General features: G+C 73.0%; 10 protein-coding genes. 5 read left to right on the forward strand and 5 right to left on the reverse strand.

Features of this window, described 5'->3' with window-relative positions; translation table 11 throughout:
- Positions 1-117: 117 nt before the first annotated feature.
- Positions 118-2814 (reverse strand): bifunctional acetate--CoA ligase family protein/GNAT family N-acetyltransferase, encoded by a 2697-nt coding sequence (locus JR065_RS02015; RefSeq protein WP_206231655.1) that lies wholly within the window; start codon positions 2812-2814, stop codon positions 118-120.
- Between the two features lie 505 nt (positions 2815-3319).
- On the opposite strand from JR065_RS02015, the gene JR065_RS02020 reads away from it, so the two are divergent.
- Complete coding sequence (locus tag JR065_RS02020) at positions 3320-5152, forward strand: monovalent cation:proton antiporter-2 (CPA2) family protein (RefSeq protein WP_206231656.1); 1833 nt, start codon at positions 3320-3322, stop codon at positions 5150-5152.
- A gap of 476 nt (positions 5153-5628) precedes the next feature.
- Here the strand turns inward: JR065_RS02020 and zwf are convergent, their stop codons facing one another.
- The 4 genes from zwf to JR065_RS02040 all read right to left on the reverse strand — a co-directional run bounded on the left by zwf (position 5629) and on the right by JR065_RS02040 (position 13291).
- Positions 5629-7470, reverse strand: coding sequence for a glucose-6-phosphate dehydrogenase (gene zwf, locus JR065_RS02025; RefSeq protein WP_206231657.1), 1842 nt, complete (start codon positions 7468-7470; stop codon positions 5629-5631).
- On the reverse strand, positions 7467-9257 hold the full coding sequence (locus JR065_RS02030; protein WP_206231658.1) for a glycoside hydrolase family 15 protein: 1791 nt from the start codon (positions 9255-9257) through the stop codon (positions 7467-7469). The genes zwf and JR065_RS02030 overlap by 4 nt, the downstream gene beginning before the upstream one ends.
- Positions 9258-9723: 466 nt before the next feature.
- A complete protein-coding gene (locus JR065_RS02035) occupies positions 9724-13038 on the reverse strand; it encodes an ankyrin repeat domain-containing protein (RefSeq protein WP_206231659.1) in 3315 nt (1104 codons plus the stop codon).
- On the reverse strand, positions 13031-13291 hold the full coding sequence (locus JR065_RS02040; protein ID WP_206231869.1) for a YcgL domain-containing protein: 261 nt from the start codon (positions 13289-13291) through the stop codon (positions 13031-13033). Before JR065_RS02040 ends, JR065_RS02035 begins: the two co-directional genes overlap by 8 nt.
- A gap of 212 nt (positions 13292-13503) precedes the next feature.
- Between JR065_RS02040 and JR065_RS02045 the strand changes: the two genes are divergently transcribed.
- From JR065_RS02045 to JR065_RS02060, 4 genes are read left to right on the forward strand one after another with little or no spacing between them, the layout of a single operon-like run.
- On the forward strand, positions 13504-14703 hold the full coding sequence (locus JR065_RS02045; protein ID WP_206231871.1) for a beta-ketoacyl-ACP synthase: 1200 nt from the start codon (positions 13504-13506) through the stop codon (positions 14701-14703).
- Entirely contained in the window at positions 14700-15482 is a 783-nt protein-coding gene (locus JR065_RS02050; RefSeq protein WP_206231660.1) for a beta-ketoacyl synthase chain length factor, read from the forward strand. The genes JR065_RS02045 and JR065_RS02050 overlap by 4 nt, the downstream gene beginning before the upstream one ends.
- Positions 15479-16303 carry a glycosyltransferase family 2 protein gene (locus JR065_RS02055; RefSeq protein ID WP_206231661.1) on the forward strand — a complete coding sequence of 275 codons (825 nt, stop codon included), beginning with the start codon at positions 15479-15481 and terminating at the stop codon, positions 16301-16303. The genes JR065_RS02050 and JR065_RS02055 overlap by 4 nt, the downstream gene beginning before the upstream one ends.
- On the forward strand, positions 16300-17925 hold the full coding sequence (locus JR065_RS02060; protein WP_206231662.1) for an NAD(P)/FAD-dependent oxidoreductase: 1626 nt from the start codon (positions 16300-16302) through the stop codon (positions 17923-17925). The genes JR065_RS02055 and JR065_RS02060 overlap by 4 nt, the downstream gene beginning before the upstream one ends.
- Positions 17926-18034 lie beyond the last annotated feature (109 nt).

Consider the following 18034-nt stretch of genomic DNA (forward strand, 5'->3'; position numbering starts at 1 on the left):
AAGCCATGCCATCAAGTCACGTCGGTTTGGCCGACGCCAGCCGCCGCTGCGACTGCAAGCGCCACGCCTCCAGCGCGAAGCTTAGCTCGCTCCGCCAGAAGGAAAGCGCGCTGCGCCTCACCCCTTCCCCACCGGCAACACCACGTCCATCAACGTCGCGTCTTCCGGGTCGGGCGTCACCTTGAACCCCAGGTGTTCGCACATCGCCAGCATGGTGCGGTTCTCGCGCAGCACCTGGCCTTCGATGACGTTCAGGCCCAGCCAGCCGGCGTACTCGATCATGATCCGCATCAGCTGCCAGCCGATGCCGTGGCCCTTGAGGTCGGAGCGGATCAGGATGCCGTACTCGCCGCGGTCGTAGTCGGCGTCGGCGTGCAGGCGCACCGCGCCGAGCATGTCGCCGCTCTTCGGCTCGATCGCCACCAGCGCGATCGAGCGGGCGTAGTCGAGCTGGGTCAGGCGGGCGATGAACTCGTGGCTGAAGTGCTTCACCGACTGGAAGAAACGCAGGCGCAGGTCCTCGTCGGTGACGCGGGCGAAGAAGCTGCGGAACAGCGCGTCGTCCTCCGGGCGCACCGGGCGCACCAGCGCGGTGGCGCCGTCGCTGAGGGCGATCTGCCGCTCCCATTCCTTCGGATACGGAAAGATCGCAAAACGCGGGTGGCCGCGGCCCTTGTGCAGGCGCCGCGGCGGGGCCACCGCCACGCGCGCGTCCACCGCGATCACCCCGTCGCGGTCGGCCAGCAGCGGGTTGATGTCCAGCTCGCGGATCTCCGGCAGGTCGGCGGCCAGCTGCGCCAGCTTGACCAGCACCATCGCCACCGCGCGTTCGTCGGCCGCCGGCACGTCGCGGTAGGCCTTGAGGATGCGGCTGACGCGGGTGCGGCCGATCAGTTCGTGGGCCAGGCGCAGGTCCAGCGGCGGCAGCGCCAGCGCCTTGTCGTCGATCACCTCCACCGCGGTGCCGCCGCGGCCGAACACGATCACCGGGCCGAAGGTGGGGTCGTCGGCGATGCCGGCGATCAATTCGCGCGCCTTCGGCCGCAGCAGCGTCGGCTGCACCAGCACGCCATCAATGCGCGCGTCCGGGCGCGCGGCGCGGGCGCGGGCGAGGATGCCCGCGGCGGCGTCGCGCACCGCCGTGGCGCTGACCAGGTTCAGGCGCACGCCGTCGACGTCGGACTTGTGCGGGATGTCCGGCGACAGGATCTTCACCGCCACCGCCGAGCCTTCGGCCAGCATCGGCGCGGCCGCGCGCGCGGCTTCGTCGGCGTCGGCGGCGTGCACCACCGGCGCGGTGGGAATGCCGTAGGCGGCGAGCAGGCGGGTGGTGGCCAGCGGATCGAGCCAGCGCTGGCGGCTGGCCAGCGCCTGGTCGACAATGGTGCGCGCGGTGGCGGCATCGAACACGAAATCGTCGGGCAGGCTGGGCGGGGTCTCCATCAGCGCGGCCTGCGCTTCGCGGTAGCGCACCAGGTGCATGAAGCCGCGCACCGCGTCCGCTTCGGTGGCGTAGGTGGGGATGTGCGCGGCGTTGAGGGTGGCGGTGGCGCGGTCGTCGTTGCCCAGCCACACCGCGAACACCGGTTTTTCGCGGTGGTGGCGCGGGCGCAGGCCCAGGGTGCGGGTCAGCGCCTGCGCCGCGTCGGCCGAGGAGGTGAACGCGGTGGGCACGTTGACCACCAGCACCGCATCGTTCTCCGGGTCGGCCAGCAGCGCCTCGGCGGCGGCGGCGTAGCGCTCGCCGTCGGCGTCGACCACGATGTCCACCGGGTTGGCGTGCGACCACTCCTGCGGCAGCGCCTGCTCCAGCCGCTGCAGGGTCTGCGGCGACAGCGTGGCCAGGGTGCCGCCGAGGTCGGCGAGCTTGTCCACCGCCAGGCGGCCGACGCCGCCGCCGTTGCTGAGGATGGCCAGGCGACGGCCGGGGAAGGTGCTGAGCCGGCCGAGGGTCTCGGCGGCGGCGAACAGTTCGTCCAGCGCGCGCACCCGCAGCAGGCCGGCGCGGTTGAACGCGGCGCCGTAGACGGCGTCGGAACTGGCCAGCGCCTGGGCGTGGGTCTCGGCGTTGGGATCGATGCGCAGCTGGCGGCCCGACTTCACCACCACCACCGGCTTGGCGCGCGCGGCGGCGCGCGCGGCGGACATGAACTTGCGCGCGTCGCGGATGTGCTCGACGTACAGCAGGATCGCGCGGGTGCGGTAGTCGGTGGCGAAGTAGTCGAGCAGGTCGCCGAAGTCCACGTCCAGCGCGTCGCCCAGCGACACCACCGCGGAGAACCCCACCGAGCGCGCCACGCCCCATTCCACCAGCGCCGCGGCGATGGCGCTGGACTCGGAGATCAGCGCCAGGTCGCCCGGCTGCGGGCAGTGCGCGGCGATGCTGGCGTTGAGCTTGGCGTGCGGGGCGATCACGCCCAGGCAGTGCGGGCCGAGGATGCGCAGGCCCTTGGGCCGCGCGGCCGCCTCCACCTGCGCCGCCAGCGAGCCGGGGCCTTCGCCGAGCCCGGCGGTGAGGATGATCGCCGCCGGCACGCCGCGCTCGGCCGCCGCGGCGACCACCTGCGGCACGATCGGCGCCGGCGCGGTGATCACCACCAGGTCCGGCACCCAGGCCAGGTCCTTGAGCTTGCGCACGGTGCGCAGGCCGTCGATCTCGTTGTAGCGCGGGTTGATCCAGGCGATCTGGCCGGGGAAGCCGGCCGCGCGCAGGTTGCGCACCACCGCGCGCCCGGCCGAGCGCTCGCGCGGACTGCCGCCGACGATGGCGACCGAGGCGGGGCGGAACACGGACTGCAGGTGGTAGGTGCTCATGGCGGGCGTGGCGACGGCAGGGCAAGCGGTGCGGTAACGGTACACGGCCGACGCTGGCGCGGGGATGATCCGCGCGCGCGGCCGATCCGCGGCCAGCTATGCGGCAGCCGCTTGGCGCGGACGTAGGTCGCTACTGCGCAGGTCGGGGCTGAAGCCCCTCCTACAGTGCACCAGCCGACCGTCCGTGAGTTCCCTGTAGGAGCGGCTTCAGCCGCGACGAACGAAGCCGCGCAGATCGCGCAACCGGTCTGGGTCGGGGCTGAAGCCCCTCCTGCAGTGCACCCAGCCAGCCATCCGCAGTTTCCCTGTGGGAGCGACTTCAGTCGCGACGAGCAAAGCCGCGAATGCCGACGCCCTCTGCCAGGCTCCCATGGGACGCACCGGCGCCGCCCAGCGCACCAGCGCACCAGCGCCGCCGTGAACCCACGGATGCCTGCGCCTTCCCCCAATCCGGGTAAGCGGGCCGTCGCGCGGCGGCCGCATAATGGCGGGATGGAGACGACTCATGCATAGCGGCGGCCTGGAGCTGGCGCTGGTCCTGCTGCTGGCCGCGGTGATCGCGGTGCCGGTGTTCAAGCGCCTGGGCCTGGGCGCGGTGCTGGCCTACCTGGCCGCCGGCGTGGTGCTGGGCCCGGACGGACTGGGCTTCGTGCAGAACACCGAGCGCATCCTCAATGCCGCCGAGATCGGCGTGGTGATGCTGCTGTTCCTGATCGGGCTGGAGCTGTCGCCGGCGCGGCTGAAACTGATGCGGCACTCGGTGTTCGGCGCCGGCACCGCGCAGGTGGTGCTGACCGCGCTGCCGCTCGGCGTGCTGCTGCTGTTCCTGGACATGGGCTGGAAGAGCGCGCTGGTGGTCGGCATCGCGCTGGCGCTGTCGTCCACCGCGGTGGGGCTGCAGCTGCTGGCCGAACGCAAGGCGCTCAACAGCGACTACGGGCGGCTGGGCTTCGCCATCCTGCTGTTCCAGGACCTGATCGCGATCCCGCTGCTGGCGGCGATCCCGCTGCTGGGCGGGGCCAAGAACGACACCCTGGCCTGGCCGGACGTGGCGCGCGCGCTCGGCGCGCTGGCGGTGGTGCTGCTGTTCGGAAGTTTCGTGCTGCGGCGGCTGTTCGGCGTGGTGGCGCGCACGCGCATGCCCGAGGTGTTCACCGCCAGCGCGCTACTGGTGGTGCTGGGCACCGCGTGGTTCATGCAACAGGCCGGGCTGAGCCCCAGCCTGGGCGCGTTCCTGGCCGGCGTGCTGCTGGCCGATTCGGAATTCCGCCACGAACTGGAGGCGCAGATCGAGCCGTTCCAGGGCCTGCTGCTGGGCGTGTTCTTCATCGCGGTGGGCATGGGCATCGACCTGGACCGGATCATCGCCGAGCCGTGGCTGGTCGCCGGCGGCGTGGCCACGCTGCTGCTGGTGAAGTTCAGCCTGCTGGTCGGCATCGCGCGGGTGGCGAAGCTGCCGTGGCGCAGCGCGCTGATGCTGGGCGGGCTGCTGTGGCTGGGCGGCGAGTTCGCGTTCGTGGTGTTCACCGAGGCGCAGCGCGTGCGGCTGCTCGACGATGCCAACCACGACCGGCTGGTGGCCATCGTCGGCGTGTCGATGGCGCTGACCCCGCTGCTGCTGATCGGCATCCAGCGCCTGCTCGACGGCAACGCGGACAAGGCCGGGCGCGCGCCGCCGAAACCCAGCGCCGCCTACGACACCGTCGACGAGCAGCGCCCGCAGGTGCTGATCGCCGGCATGGGCCGCTTCGGCCAGATCGTCGCGCGCATGCTCACCGCGCAACGCATCCCGTTCGTCGCGCTGGAGCACAACCCGGACACGGTGGAGGACCTGCGCCGCTTCGGCAACAAGCTGTACTACGGCGATCCCAGCCGCCCGGAGCTGCTGCGCGCGGCCGGCAGCGACGACATCCGCGTGTTCGTGGTGGCGATGGACGACCCGGACACCAACATCAAGACCACCCGGCTGATCCGGCGCCTGTATCCCAAGGCGCAGGTGTTCGCGCGCGCGCGCAACCGCCAGCACGCATGGCGGCTGATGGACCTGGGCGCCGAACCGTTCCGCGAGGTGTTCGCCTCCAGCCTGGAGCTGAGCGAGCGGGTGCTGGTGAGCCTGGGCCTGCCGCCAGACACCGCGCGCGACCGCATCGCGCGCTTCCGCGACCACGACCGGCAGCTGCTGCGCGCGCAGCACCTGGTCTACGACGACGACGCGGCGGTGATTCAGACCTCGCGCGATGCGCGCACCGACCTGATGAAGCTGTTCGAGGCCGACGCCAGCGAGGCGCCCGGCGAAGGTACCGGCGATGCGTCGCCGAGGGCGAAGCGCGAGTCGTAGGGCGTGGTGGCGGTGCGGATACGGGGTCCGCTGGCCCACTTCGTCGCTTCGTTCAGCGCGACCGATGGCCCGATGCCATCCGCAGGCGTGCCTGCAAGGGCCTGGCGAACTGCCGGCTGGAGCATTGCAGGAGGGCGTCGGCTGTGCCGGGAGCCGGAAGGTCTACCGCTTCGTTCGTCGCGGTTGAAACCGCTCCTACAGGAGCCTGCGGCGAGTCTGCTGGGGCACTGTAGGAGGGGCTTCAGCCCCGACTGTGACCGGAGCTGGGAAGTCCGCCGCTTCGTTCGTCGCGGTTGAAACCGCTCCTACAGGGACCTGCGGCAAGTCTGCTGGGGCACTGTAGGAGGGGCTGCAGCCCCGACCGGGGGCCGAAGCCTGCCATCGCGCCGCTTCGCCTGTCGCGACTGGAATCGCTGCTGCAAAGCGCCGCGACGCACTGCCGGCACCGTACCGCTGCCGGAGCGCCGCGCTACGGGCTAGCGCGCGGCCGGGCGCCGCTTGGCCGGGGCAGCGGACGGTTTTTTCGCCGCGCGCTTGCTCGCCTTCGCGGGCGCGGACTTCGCGGCCCGCTTGGGCTTTGCGGCACCGTCCGCCGCAGCCTTCCTGGTTGCGGCCGGCTTGGACGCGGCGGTGCTCCTCGGCGCGGCGGACCTGGAAGCCGGACCCTTCTTCGACGCCACCGACTTGGAAGCCGCCGCCTTCCCGGATGCGGCGGGCGCGGCCGCGGCGCGCTTCGCCAGCGCCGGCGGCCGGGCGTCCGCGCCGTCGCTCGCGCGCCGCGGCGGCGGGCGGCGGCCTGCGGTCAGGGTGCGCCAGCTGTGGCCGCCGTTGAGCGCCAGCAGCGCGTCGGCCGTCGCCGGGCCGGCGCTGCCGGCCGGGTACTGCGCCACCTCGTCGGCCGAGCCTTTCCAGGCATCGAGGATCGGTTGCACGATGCGCCAGGCCGCCTCGACCATCGTCGCGTCCTGGAACAGCCCCGCCTCGCCGTTCATGCAGTCCTGCAGCAGGCGCTCGTAGCCGACCGTGTATTCCTTGGGGAACCAGTCGCGGTAGCGGAAGTCCATCCGCACCGGCGCCAGGCTCACCTGCGCGCCCGGGCGCTTGACGTCGAACTGCAGCGAGATGCCTTCGTCCGGCTGGATGTGCAGCACCAGCCAGTCGGGGCCGTAGCCGCCGATCTCGGCGCTGCGCAGCGGCGCCAGCGGCGCGGGCTTGAAGCGGATCGCGATCTCGGTGGTGCGCTCGCGCAGGCGCTTGCCGGTGCGCAGGTAGAACGGCACCCCGGCCCAGCGCCAGGTGTCCACCGCCAGCTTCATCGCCACGTAGGTCTCGGTGTTGGAATCGGCCGGCACCGTGTCTTCCTCGCGGTAGCCGGGCACCGCGTTGCGGCCGATCGCGCCGGCCGCGTACTGGCCGCGCACCACGTCGCCGGGGGCCAGCGGCCGCACCGCCTCGATCACCTCGGCGCGGCGGCGCAGCATCGCCGCGGTGGTGAACGCCGCCGGCGGTTCCATCGCGATCATCGCCAGCAGCTGGAACAGGTGGTTGGGCACCATGTCGCGCAGGCAGCCGGTGGGGTCGTAGAAACGCCCGCGGCCTTCCACGCCGATGGTCTCGGCGGCGGTGATCTGCACGTGGTCGATGCGGTCGCGGTTCCACACCGGCTCGAACAGGCCGTTGGCAAAGCGGAAGGCGAGGATGTTCTGCACCGTCTCCTTGCCCAGGAAGTGGTCGATGCGGAACACCTGGTCCTCGTCGAGCACGCGGCCGACGATGGCGTTGAGCTCCTTGGCGCTGCGCAGATCGTGGCCGAACGGCTTCTCCACGATCACCCGGCGCCAACCGCCGTCGGCGCGCTGCTCGACCAGCCCGGCGGCGCCCAGCTGCTCGATCGCCGGGCCGAAGAAGCGCGCCGCGGTGGCCAGGTAGAACAGCACGTTGCCGCCGCTGCCGTACTGCGCGTCGTACTTGGCGATCACCTCGCCCAGCGCGCGGTAGGTGGCCGGATCGGCGAAGTCGCCGCGCAGGTAGTGCAGGCGCGCGCGCAGCCAGTTCCACACGTCCTCGTCCATGCCGTCGGCCTTGAACTCGGCGTCGCGGTCGGCCATCAGCCCGCGCAAGGCGTTGCCGAGCATGCGCCGCCAGCTGAGCTCGGTGATGTCGCCGTGGTCCACGCCGATCACCGCGAACTCCTCCGGCAAGGCGCCGCTGCGGCGCAGGTTGTACAGCGCCGGCAGCACCAGCCGGCGGGTCAGGTCGCCGCGTGCGCCGAATACCACGATCAGGCAGGGAGGGGTTCTTACCGTCGCGTCGCTCATGGATGGGTTTCCTGTTCGCCGATTAGACCGTGCAGGCGCAATGCGGCGTGGACCAGCGCCACGTGCGAATAGCCCTGCGGGAAGTTGCCGAGCATGCGTTGGCTGCGCGGATCGTATTCTTCGGCCAGCAGGCCGACGTCGTTGCACAACCCGAGCAGGCGCTCGAACAGTTCGCGCGCCTGCGCGGTGCGGCCGAGCAGCGCGTAGTTCTCCACCAGCCAGAAGCTGCAGGCGATGAAGGTGCCCTCGCCCGGCGGCAGGCCGTCGCCGCTGGCCTCGTCGGCGCGGTAGCGCTCGACCAGTCCGCCGGTGCTCAGCCGTTGCGCGATCGCATCGGCGGTGGCGGCCACGCGCGGATCGTCCGCCGGCAGGAAGCCGATCAGCGGGATCAGCAGCGTCGCCGCGTCCAGCCGCTCGCTGCCGTAGCTCTGCACGAAATAGCCGTCGCGGTGCACGCCCTGCTCCAGCACCTGCGCGCGGACCTCGTCGGCCAACGCGCGCCAGCGCGCACGCTGCGCGGCGTCGCCATCGGTGACGCCGTCGCGCGCGCCGCAGTCGAACGCCAGCCACGCCATCACCTTCGAATGGACGAAGTGGCGGCGCTGGTCGCGGATCTCCCAGATGCCCTCGTCCGGCTCGCGCCAGCACTGCTCCAGCACCTCCAGCAGCTGCCGCGCCAGCGAGCGCCCGTGTACCGCGCTGGGCATGCCCTGCTGGTGGGCGCGATGGAACGCGGCGATCACCTCGCCGTACACGTCGAGCTGGAACTGCGCGGCCGCGGCATTGCCCACGCGCACCGGCCGCGCGCCCTCGTAGCCGGGCAGCCAGTCCACTTCCCATTCGGGCATGCGCCGTTCGCCGCCGATGCCGTACAGCGCCTGCAACTGGTCCGGCGACCCGGCCACGGTGCGCTGCAGCCAGGTGTGGAAGGCGCCGGCTTCGTCGGAATAGCCGGCTGCGCGCAGCGCGGTCAGGGTGAACACCGCATCGCGCAGCCAGCAGAAGCGGTAGTCCCAGTTGCGCTCGCCGCCGAGCCGTTCCGGCAGCGAGGTGGTCGGCGAGGCGACGATCGCGCCGGTGGGCAGGTAGCTCAGTCCCTTGAGCACCACCAGCGAGCGCTTGACCGCCTCGGTCCATGGACCGGCGTCGATGCAGCGCCGCGACCAGCCGCGCCAGAACGCCTCGGTCTGCGCCAGCGCGTCCTGCGGCGCCAGCGGTGGCGGCAGCGCGTGGTGCGAGACGCCGTGGCTGAGCACGAACCAGGTGCTCTCGCCTTCGCCCAGGGTGAACTCGGCGTCGGTGGTGAAGCCGTGGCCCTGCAGCTGCTGCGGGGTGCGCAGCGCGATCTGGTCGGGCCCGGCGATCGCCTGCAGCCCGCCGTCGATCTGTGAGACCCAGGGGATGGTGCGGCCGTAGTTGAAACGCAGCTGCAGTTCCATGCGCATCGGCACGCGCCCGCGCACGCCGCGCACGATCCGCACCACATGGTTGTGCACGTCGTCGTCGAGGCTGGCGACCATGAAGTCCACCACCGCCACCGCGCCGTCCGCGGTATGGAACTCGGTCTCCAGCACCAGGCTGCCGTCGCGATAGTGGCGGCGGCTGCTGAACTCGGCGATGGGCGCGATCGACCAGCGCCCGTTGTCCGGCGTGCCCAGCAGCGCAGCGAACATGGCATCGGAATCGAAGCGCGGCAGGCACAGCCAGTCGATCGAGCCGCGGATATCCACCAGCGCCGCGCTGCGGCAGTTGCCGAGCATGGCGTAGTCCTCGATGCGCGCCACCATCGTGCCGCTCTCCTCAGCTTGCCGGTGCGTTGCCGCACGAAGCGATCAGTCTCCCATGGCGAATGTTTGCAAAAGCTGATGGCGGGTTTTGCGCTGATGGGATGAAGAATTCCAGCGCCGGCCTTGGGCTCCGCGCGGCGGCCGTGCCGGAGCTTGCGCCATTGGCCGCGCCGCGCTCATCGCACTGGATGGGTGAGCTTGAACTCGGCAACGAATCCGGGCTGCCGGAATCGCTTGGCGCGTTGCGAGGGATGGGGTCGGCGCGAGCTCGGGGTTCTAGGCTCGGATTTTGGAGAGCCCTGGGCGTTTGGCTTTGCCGCTTCGTTCGTACCCTCACCCCAACCCCTCTCCCGGAGGGAGAGGGGCTTTGGTACGGCGGCTTTCGGGCAGGAACCGGCCATCGGCGACGTACCGGCACAGCCGGCTGGAGCTGCCCGGCCATGCCGGCCGGGAGAGGCACTTCGGTTCAGCGGCTTTCGCGCAGGAACCGGGCCATCGACGACACGCCCGGCACCGCCGGCTGGAACTGGCCGGCCACGTCGACGAAGCCGCGCATCACCGCGATCTCGCGCGGGGTGCGGTTGAGGGTGTCGCGCAGGTCGGGATCGGCGCCGGCGCGCAGCAGGCGCTGCACCAGCAGCGGCAGGCCGTGCAGCGCGGCCAGGTGCAGCGGCCCGAACCCGCGCGGGTCCTGCACGTCCAGGCTCACGTCTTCGTCGAGCAGGCGCTCCACGCCGGCCAGCACCACCGGTTCCTCGCAGGCGGTGCCCGGCTCGGCGCGGGCGCCGAGCAGCAGCAGCAGCGGGGTCACCGCGCCGGCGGCGCTGCGGTCGGCTTCGGCGCCGGCCAGCAGCAGCGTATCCAGCAGCGCCAGCAGCCGCGCCTTGTCGCGCGCGGTGAAACCGTACAGCGCGGCGCAGTGCAGCGGCGCCAGCTCCTGCGCGTCGCCGGCGTGCACGTCGGCGCCGGCGGCCAGCAGCCGCGCGGCGATGTCCGGCAGGCCCAGCGCGCAGGCCAGCATCAGCACGGTGACGCCGCCGGGCAGGCGGTGTTCGATCTGCGCGCCGGCGGCCAGCAGCGCGGCGACGATCTCGGTCTGGCGCATGCTCACCGCTGCCGACAACGGCGTGGCACCGCTGTTGGCGGCGTGCTGCAGGTCGGCGCCGCGCGCCAGCAGCAGGTCCACCGCCGCGGCATGGCCGCCGCCGGCGGCGCGCAGCAGCGCGGTGCAGCCCTGCGCGTCGACCGCATCCACCGGCAGCCCCAGGTCGATCAGGCGGCGGATCGCATCGGCGTCGCCGAGCATCGCGGCGGCCGGCACGTCGGCCTCGCGCAGCGGGCGCCGCGGCAGCGGCCACACCCGCCAGTCCAGCCAGTCGGCCAGATCGCGGCGGCCGCTGGACAGAGCCACGCCGAGCGGGGTCTGGCCGTCGGCGGCGCGCGCTTCCGGCGAGGCGCCCTGCTGGATCAGCAGCTTCAGCGAGGCCTCGCGGCCGAGCGCGGCGGCCAGGTGCAGCGCGGTCATGCCGTGGCTGTCGCGCGCCTCGCGGTCGGCGCCGCGCTCGAGCAGCTGCAGCTGCAGGCGCAGCCAGCCCAGGCGCACCGCCAGCGACAGCGGCGGGTCGCCGGCCGGCGACGGCGCGAACGGATCGGCGCCGCGTTCGAGCAGTTCCAGCGCGAACTGTTCCAGCCCGCGCGAGGCGTGGTCGTGCTGCGCGCAGGCGGCCAGCAGCCGGGTCAGGCCGCCGCGTCCGGCCGGCGACACGCCGTGGCGCAGCAGCGCCTGCAGGCTAGGCACCGCTTCCACGCCGCGCGAGAGCAGCGCGAACATCGGCGTGTCGCCGCAGGCGTCGTGCACCTCCGCGGCGGCGCCGTGCGCCAGCAGCCAGTCCACCGCGGTCGGGTTCAGCGCCAGGTGCGGGTCGTGCAGCAGCGCGCCCAGTTCCTCGCCCGCGCACAGCCGCGCCAGCGCCGCCAGGCCGTCGCGCTGGCCCAGCTGCAGGCCTTCGCGCAGCAGTTCCAGCGGCGGCCGGTCGGGCAGGCCGGCGCTGCCGACCTCGCCCTGGCCATCGCTGACCGCCGCCGGCAGCGGGTAATCGGGATCCAGCGCGGAGACGATCGCCCAGCGCCCGGCCTCGGCGGCCAGGTCGACCGCGCGGCGTCCGCCCTGGTCCGGCTGCGCGGCCGACACGCCCAGCTCCAGCAGGCGCCGGATCAATCCCGGCGAGACCTGGTCGGCGGTGCAGGCCAGCAGCACCGCGTTGCGGCCTTCGCCATCGACGGCGGTCAGGTCGGGCTTGTGCGGCAGCAGGTGTTCGAGCACCGCGACGCGGCCATGCCGCGCGGCCTCCAGCCACGGCGTGCGGCCCAGCGCATCGCGCGCCTCCAGGTTGGCGCCGGCGCCGAGCAGCGCGTCGACGATCTCCACGTGGCCGGCCTGCGCCGCCTCGTGCAGCGCGCTGCGGCGCTGGCGGTCGCGCGCATCGACCCGCGCCTTGTGCTTGAGCAGCAGCTGCACGCCGGCCGGATCGTCTTCTTCGGTACCGGCCGCGGCCAGCAGCACCGGGCTGCCGTCGGCCGGTTCGGGCTTGGCGCCGCGCTCGAGCAGGAACTTGCCCAGGCGCCAGTTGCCGACGTGGCAGGCCACCGCCAGCGGGGTCAGGCCGTCGCGGTTCAGCGCGTCCAATTCGGCGGCGGCATCGCGCAGCAGCGCGGCCACGCCCGGATCGGAACTGCGCGCGGCGTGGTGCAGCGGGGTGTTGCCGTCGGTGTCGCTGGCGCGCGGGTCGGCGCCGTTGGCGAGCAGGGTCATCACCGCCTCGGGACGGCCGTGCCAGCTGTCGCGGGTGGCGGCCAGCAGCGGGGTCATGCCCAGGTGCGGCTGGTTGACGTCCACGCCGCGCACGATCAGCTCGCGCAGCAGGCGCAGGTCCGGCAGCACCGCCGCCAGCACCGGCAGGCTGCGCTGGTCGCGCCATTCCGGCGCCGGCAGCGCGTGCGGGTCGGCGCCGGCCTGCAGCAGCTGCAGCGCGCGGTCCACGCGCCCGCCGCGCGCCGCGTCGTACAGCGCCGCGTGCAGTTCGTCGTGCGGCGGCGGCGGTTCGTCGCCGTCGTGCGCGGCGCTGGCCGCCAGCTCGGCGAACAGGTCCGCCGACACCGTCGGCGCGACCAGCGCCTGCGGCGCGGCGACGCGCTGCAGCAGGCCGTGCAGCAGCGGCGACAGCAGCGCGTAGGCCAGCGCCAGCGGCCAGCGCGCCGCCTCCGGCAGCAGCCCCGGCCAGGCCAGGATCACCCCGGCGCCGGCCAGCGCCAGCACCAGTGCCGCCACCGCCAGGCCGCGCCAGGCCTGCACGTCCTGCGCCGCCAACGCGTGCCAGCGTGTGCCCAGCCTGCCGCCCTCGCGCTCGATCTCGTGCCACAGCGGCCAGGTCCGCCACAGGCCGAGCAGCGCCGCGCTGGCGGCCACGCTCAGCGCCAGCGCCGCGGCCAGGCTGCCGCTGTCGTGCAGCGCGGCCAGCGGCCAGGCCACCAGCAACGCGACCAGGCCCAGGCCGCCGGCCCACAGCGCCAGCAGCGCCGGCAGCTCGTGGCGCAGCGCGCCGGCAGTGGCCGGACGCGGGCGGCTGCCGCGGTGCCAGGAGACCGCCAGCGCGAACGCCGGCTGCGCCAGCCAGGCGCCCAGCGCCGCGGCCACCGGGCCCAGGCCGCCGGCCAGCGCCAGCAGCGCGCCCAGTGCGGCGGCGATCAACGGCGCGCGCTGGCGGAACGGGGAATCAGTCATCGCGTCGATCGATCCGGCCGTCGGGAGGCGGCGGCAATTGCAGATAGAAGCCGCCGGCGGCCAGCTGCGCGCGCACCTTGGCCGCATCGGCGCGGGCCAGCCTGCGTTCCGGGGTCAACGCCACTTCCAGCGCGAACACCAGCGGCTGCAGCGATGCCAGCAGCGCCGGCGGCACGACGCTGAAATCGTCGCGCGCGGCGAGGTAGACGTAGGCGTCCGGCTTGCGTTGGCTTTTGTAGACGTAGGCTTGCATGCCCGTGGGGCGCGCCCGGCGTGGAAGGCCAGGGATTGTGGAGGAAATGCGCCAGCGGCGAAAGCGCGGGCCATTTATAAACGCGGGCCGCATGCCGGTTCGCGTTCATTCTCGTGCGAAGGGCGTTTTACGGTTTCACGACCCGCCTAGATATACTCGGGCAATTCATTTCCACGGAAGACCGCGTGACCGCAGCGCCCTCGTCGCCCCGCATCGCACCCATCGCCATCCGTGCGTATACCGCGACCACCGCGCTGGGCGCCGGCCTGCAGGCCCAGGCCGAAGCGCTGCGCGAGCGTCGCAGCGGCCTGCGCCGCAACGATTTCGGCGCGCAGCCGCTGCCGTGCTGGATCGGCCGGGTCGACGCGCTGGAGACGCAGCCGCTGCCGCCGGCGCTGGCGCCGTGGGAGTGCCGCAACAACCGCCTGGCGTGGATGGCGCTGCAGCACGACGGGCTGCCCGAGGCGGTCGCCGCGGCCGCACAGCGCTACGGCGCCGAGCGCGTGGCGGTGGTGATGGGCACGTCCACCTCCAGCATCGGCGCCAGCGAGGAGGCCTATACCCGGCTCGACCACGACGCCGCCGGCGCGCGCTTCGCCGACGACCTGGACCGGCCGATCGTGCACACGCCGCACTCGCTGGGCGATTTCGTGCAGCACGCCACCGGCCTGCGCGGCCCCAGCGTCACCGTGGCCACCGCCTGCTCGTCCAGCGCCAAGGTGTTCGCGCAGGCGGCGCGGCTGATCGCCGCCGGCGTGGTCGACGCGGCGCTGGTCGGCGGCGTGGACACGCTGTGCGGCAGCGTGCTGTTCGGCTTCAACGCGCTGCAGCTGGTGTCGCCCGAGCCGTGCCGTCCGTTCGACGTGCGCCGGGTCGGGCTGACCCTGGGCGAAGCCGGCGGCTACGCGCTGCTGGAACGCGCCGACGCGACCGCCGCGCCGGCGGCGCTGCTGCTGGGCTACGGCGAATCCAGCGATGCGCACCACATGTCCGCGCCGCACCCGCAGGGCCTGGGCGCGCGGCTGGCGATGCGCGAGGCGCTGGACCGCGCCGGCGTGGACGCCGCGCAGGTCGGCTACCTGAACCTGCACGGCACCGCCACCCCGGCCAACGACAGCATCGAGGCCGCCGCGGTCGCCGCGCTGTTCCCGGCCACCTTGCACGCCAGCTCGACCAAGGCCTGGACCGGGCATACCCTGGGCGCGGCGGGCATCGTCGAGTCGGTGTTCGCGCTGCTGGCGCTGCGCGACGGCCTGCTGCCGGGCACCCTCAACAGCGAAATCCCCGATCCGGAGTGCGGCCCGCAGATCCGCTTCGACAACGCCTACGCGCAGGTCCGCTACGCCATGAACAATTCCTTCGGTTTCGGCGGCAACAACTGCTCGCTGCTGTTCGGGCGCGCGGACGCATGACGCGGCTGTCGGCCAGCGTCGAGGGCATCGGTTTCTGGAGCCCGGGGCTGCCGTCGTGGACGGCCGCGCGCGCCTTCGCCGACGGCAGCGGCGCGCTGCTCGACACCCCGCCGCGCCCGGCGCCGCAGCTGCTGGCGGCGAACGAGCGGCGGCGCGCGCCGGACACGGTGGCGGTGTCGCTGGAAGCGGCGCTGGCCGCGTGCCAGGACGCCGGCCGCGATCCGGCCACGCTGCCGTCGGTGTTCACCTCCACCCATGGCGACCTGGCCATCACCGACTACATGTGCGCGACGCTGGCCAGCGATCCGCTGGCGATCTCGCCGACCAAGTTCCACAACTCGGTGCACAACGCCGCCGCCGGCTACTGGACCATCGGCGCCGGCGCCACCGCCGCGGCGACCGCGATCAGCGCGCACCAGGCCAGCTTCGCGCAAGGCCTGCTGGAGGCGCTGGCGCAGCTGGCGGCCGGCGCCGAGGCGGTGCTGCTGGTCGGCTACGACAGCCGTTCGGTCGGCCCGCTGGGCCGGGTGTCGCGCAGCGAAGGCCTGTGCGGCGGCGCGCTGGTGCTGGCCGCGGCGGCCGCGCCGGACAAGCCGCGGCTGAGCGTGCAGCTGCTCGACGGCGAGCCGGAGGTGGCCGGCGGCGCGTTGTCGCGCCACGCCGCGGGCAACGCGATGGCGCCGATGCTGGCGCTGTTCGACGCGCTGGCCGCCGGCGGCGACGGCTGCACGCTGCGCGCCGGCCCGGGACGCTGCCTGCGCGTGGAGCTGACGGCATGACCCGTACCCCGCTCAGCGCCGCCGACGCGGCGATCCTGATCCCCGCACTCAACGAATCGCTGCGCATCCGCGAAGTGGTGGGCGATGCGCTGGCGCACTGCCCGCGGGTGATCGTGGTCGACGACGGCTCCGACGACGGCACCGCCGACTGCATCGCCGACCTGCCGGTCACGCTGATCCGCCATCCGCAGCGCCGCGGCAAGGGCGCCGCGCTGCGCAGCGGTTTCGCCGAGGCGCAGCGCCAGGGCGCGCGCGCGGTGATGACGATGGACGGCGACGGCCAGCACAGCGCCGCCGACTTCCCGCGGCTGCTGGCCGCGGCCAACCGCCACCCCGGCTGCGTGATCGTCGGCGCGCGGCTGCGCAAGCGCGCCAGCCAGCCGACCATCCGCCGCATCGGCAACGATTTCGGCGACTGGGGCATCGCCTGGGGCTGCGGCTTCCAGCTGGTCGACAGCCAGAGCGGCCAGCGCCTGTACCCGCAGTCGGTGTTCACCTTGCCCGACGTGCCCGGCGAAGGCTTCGTGTTCGAGGCGCAGATGCTGATCTCCGCCGCGCGCCAGGCCGGCGCGCGCGTGGTGGCGGTGCCGATCGAGACCCGCTACGCCGGCCACGCGCCCGGCACCTTCCGCAAGAGCCATTTCCGGCTGGTGCGCGACCTGTGGAAGATCACCTCGCACGTGGTCCTGCAGGTCCTGCGCCACGGCCACCTGCTGCGCACCTACCGGCGCGTGCGCGCCAGCCCGGTGCTGATCGACGATCCGGGCGGCGAATTTGCTACGGTGGCCAGGGCCGCTTCGGCCACGGAAGAGACCACATGACCTCCACGCGCGCAGATGTGGCCATCGCCGGCGGCGGGCTGGCCGGACTGACCCTGGCCCTGCAACTGCGCCAGCGCGATCCGCAGCTGCGCATCAGCGTGCTGGAACGGCGCGCCCATCCGGTGCGCGAGGCCGCGTTCAAGGTCGGCGAATCGTCGGTGGAGATCGGCGCGCACTACTTCGCCAACGTGCTCGGCCTGCGCGATCACCTGGATACCGAGCAGATCCGCAAGTTCGGTTTCCGCTTCTTCTTCTCCGACGGCCGCGAGGACATCGACCGCTGCACCGAGCTGGGCGTCAGCCAGCTGATGCCGACCCCGTCGTGGCAGATCGACCGTGGCCGCTTCGAGAACTTCCTCGGCGAACGCGCGCGCGCGCTGGGCGTGGAATTCATCGACGGCTGCACGGTGCGCGGCATCGACCTGGCCGACGACGCTGCAGACCACCGGCTGCGCTACGAGCGCGACGGCCAGGCCGGCACCGTGCATGCGCGCTGGGTGGTGGACGCCAGCGGCCGCGCCGGCCTGCTCAAGCGCAAGCTCGGCCTGGCCCAGGACAACGCGCACAACGCCAACGCGGTGTGGTGGCGGGTGGACGGATTGGTGGATCCCAACGCCTGGTCGCAGGACAGCGGCTGGTTGCAGCGCTGCACGCCGCCGGACCGCTGGCGCTCGACCAACCACATGTGCGGCCCGGGCTACTGGTTCTGGCTGATCCCGCTGTCCTCCGGCGCGCACTCGCTGGGCATCGTCTGCGACGCGGCGATGCATCCGCTGGAGACGATGAACACCCACGACAAGGCGATGGCGTGGCTGCGCGAGCACCAGCCGCAGGTCGCGCGCACGCTGCAGCGCAGCGAGCACGCGCTGCAGGATTTCCTGTTCCTGCGCGATTTCTCCTACGGCTGCAAGCAGGTGTTCTCGGCGCGGCGCTGGGCGCTGACCGGCGAGGCCGGCGTGTTCCTGGACCCGTTCTATTCGCCGGGCAGCGACTTCATCGCCATCTCCAACACCTACATCTGCGAACTGATCGGACGCGACCGCGCCGGCGGCGATTTCGCCCAGTACGCCGAGCTGTACCAGCAGATGTACTTCTCGTTCTACGAGAACACCCTGACCCTGTACCAAGGCCAGTACGCGCTGTTCGGCGACGCCCAGGTGATGCCGGTCAAGGTGATCTGGGACTACACCTACTACTGGTCGCTGCTGGCGCCGCTGTATTTCTCCGGGCGCATCGCCCATCTCGCCGTGCTCGGCCGGCTCAGGCGCGACTTCCAGCGCGCCGGCGCGCTGAACCTGGGCATGCAGGCGCTGCTGCGCGACTGGGGCCGGCACAACGAGGCGCAGCGCCCGCCGCTGGCCGATGGCCGGCTGCTGGACCAGTACCTGATCGGCTGGTTCCACGGGCTCAACGCGGCGCTGGGCGAAGCCCTGGACGACGAGGCCTTCGTCGCGCGGCTGCGCGGCAACGTCGCGCGCATGGGCTGGCTGGCGCGCGAAGTGCTCGGCCAGGCGCGCGCGCAGCATCCGGCCATCGGCGACCACGGCCTGGACGCGTTGCTGGCCGACGCGCCGGCCGGCGAAAGCTCGCTGGCCGACGACTGGTACGCGCGCGCGGCGTGAGGTCCGCGCGCCGTGCCGGAACGGCGCAGGGTCCGGCGCGATCGGGATCTGCGACCCGCCGCGTGGAGCGCTACGGCGTTTGTCTTCGCTAGTGGCATTCGCCGCGTTC

The organism is Xanthomonas sp. (assembly GCF_017163755.1).
GTDB lineage: Bacteria > Pseudomonadota > Gammaproteobacteria > Xanthomonadales > Xanthomonadaceae > Xanthomonas_A.

Bases quoted from the DNA above. Each gene is read 5' to 3' on its own strand.
- JR065_RS02055 (WP_206231661.1), top strand. From the start codon at position 15,479: ATGACCCGTACCCCGCTCAGCGCCGCCGACGCGGCGATCCTGATCCCC.
- JR065_RS02015 (WP_206231655.1), bottom strand. From the start codon at position 2,814: ATGAGCACCTACCACCTGCAGTCCGTGTTCCGCCCCGCCTCGGTCGCC.
- JR065_RS02035 (WP_206231659.1), bottom strand. From the start codon at position 13,038: ATGACTGATTCCCCGTTCCGCCAGCGCGCGCCGTTGATCGCCGCCGCA.
- JR065_RS02060 (WP_206231662.1), top strand. From the start codon at position 16,300: ATGACCTCCACGCGCGCAGATGTGGCCATCGCCGGCGGCGGGCTGGCC.
- JR065_RS02030 (WP_206231658.1), bottom strand. From the start codon at position 9,257: ATGGTGGCGCGCATCGAGGACTACGCCATGCTCGGCAACTGCCGCAGC.
- JR065_RS02050 (WP_206231660.1), top strand. From the start codon at position 14,700: ATGACGCGGCTGTCGGCCAGCGTCGAGGGCATCGGTTTCTGGAGCCCG.
- zwf (WP_206231657.1), bottom strand. From the start codon at position 7,470: ATGAGCGACGCGACGGTAAGAACCCCTCCCTGCCTGATCGTGGTATTC.
- JR065_RS02040 (WP_206231869.1), bottom strand. From the start codon at position 13,291: ATGCAAGCCTACGTCTACAAAAGCCAACGCAAGCCGGACGCCTACGTC.
- JR065_RS02020 (WP_206231656.1), top strand. From the start codon at position 3,320: ATGCATAGCGGCGGCCTGGAGCTGGCGCTGGTCCTGCTGCTGGCCGCG.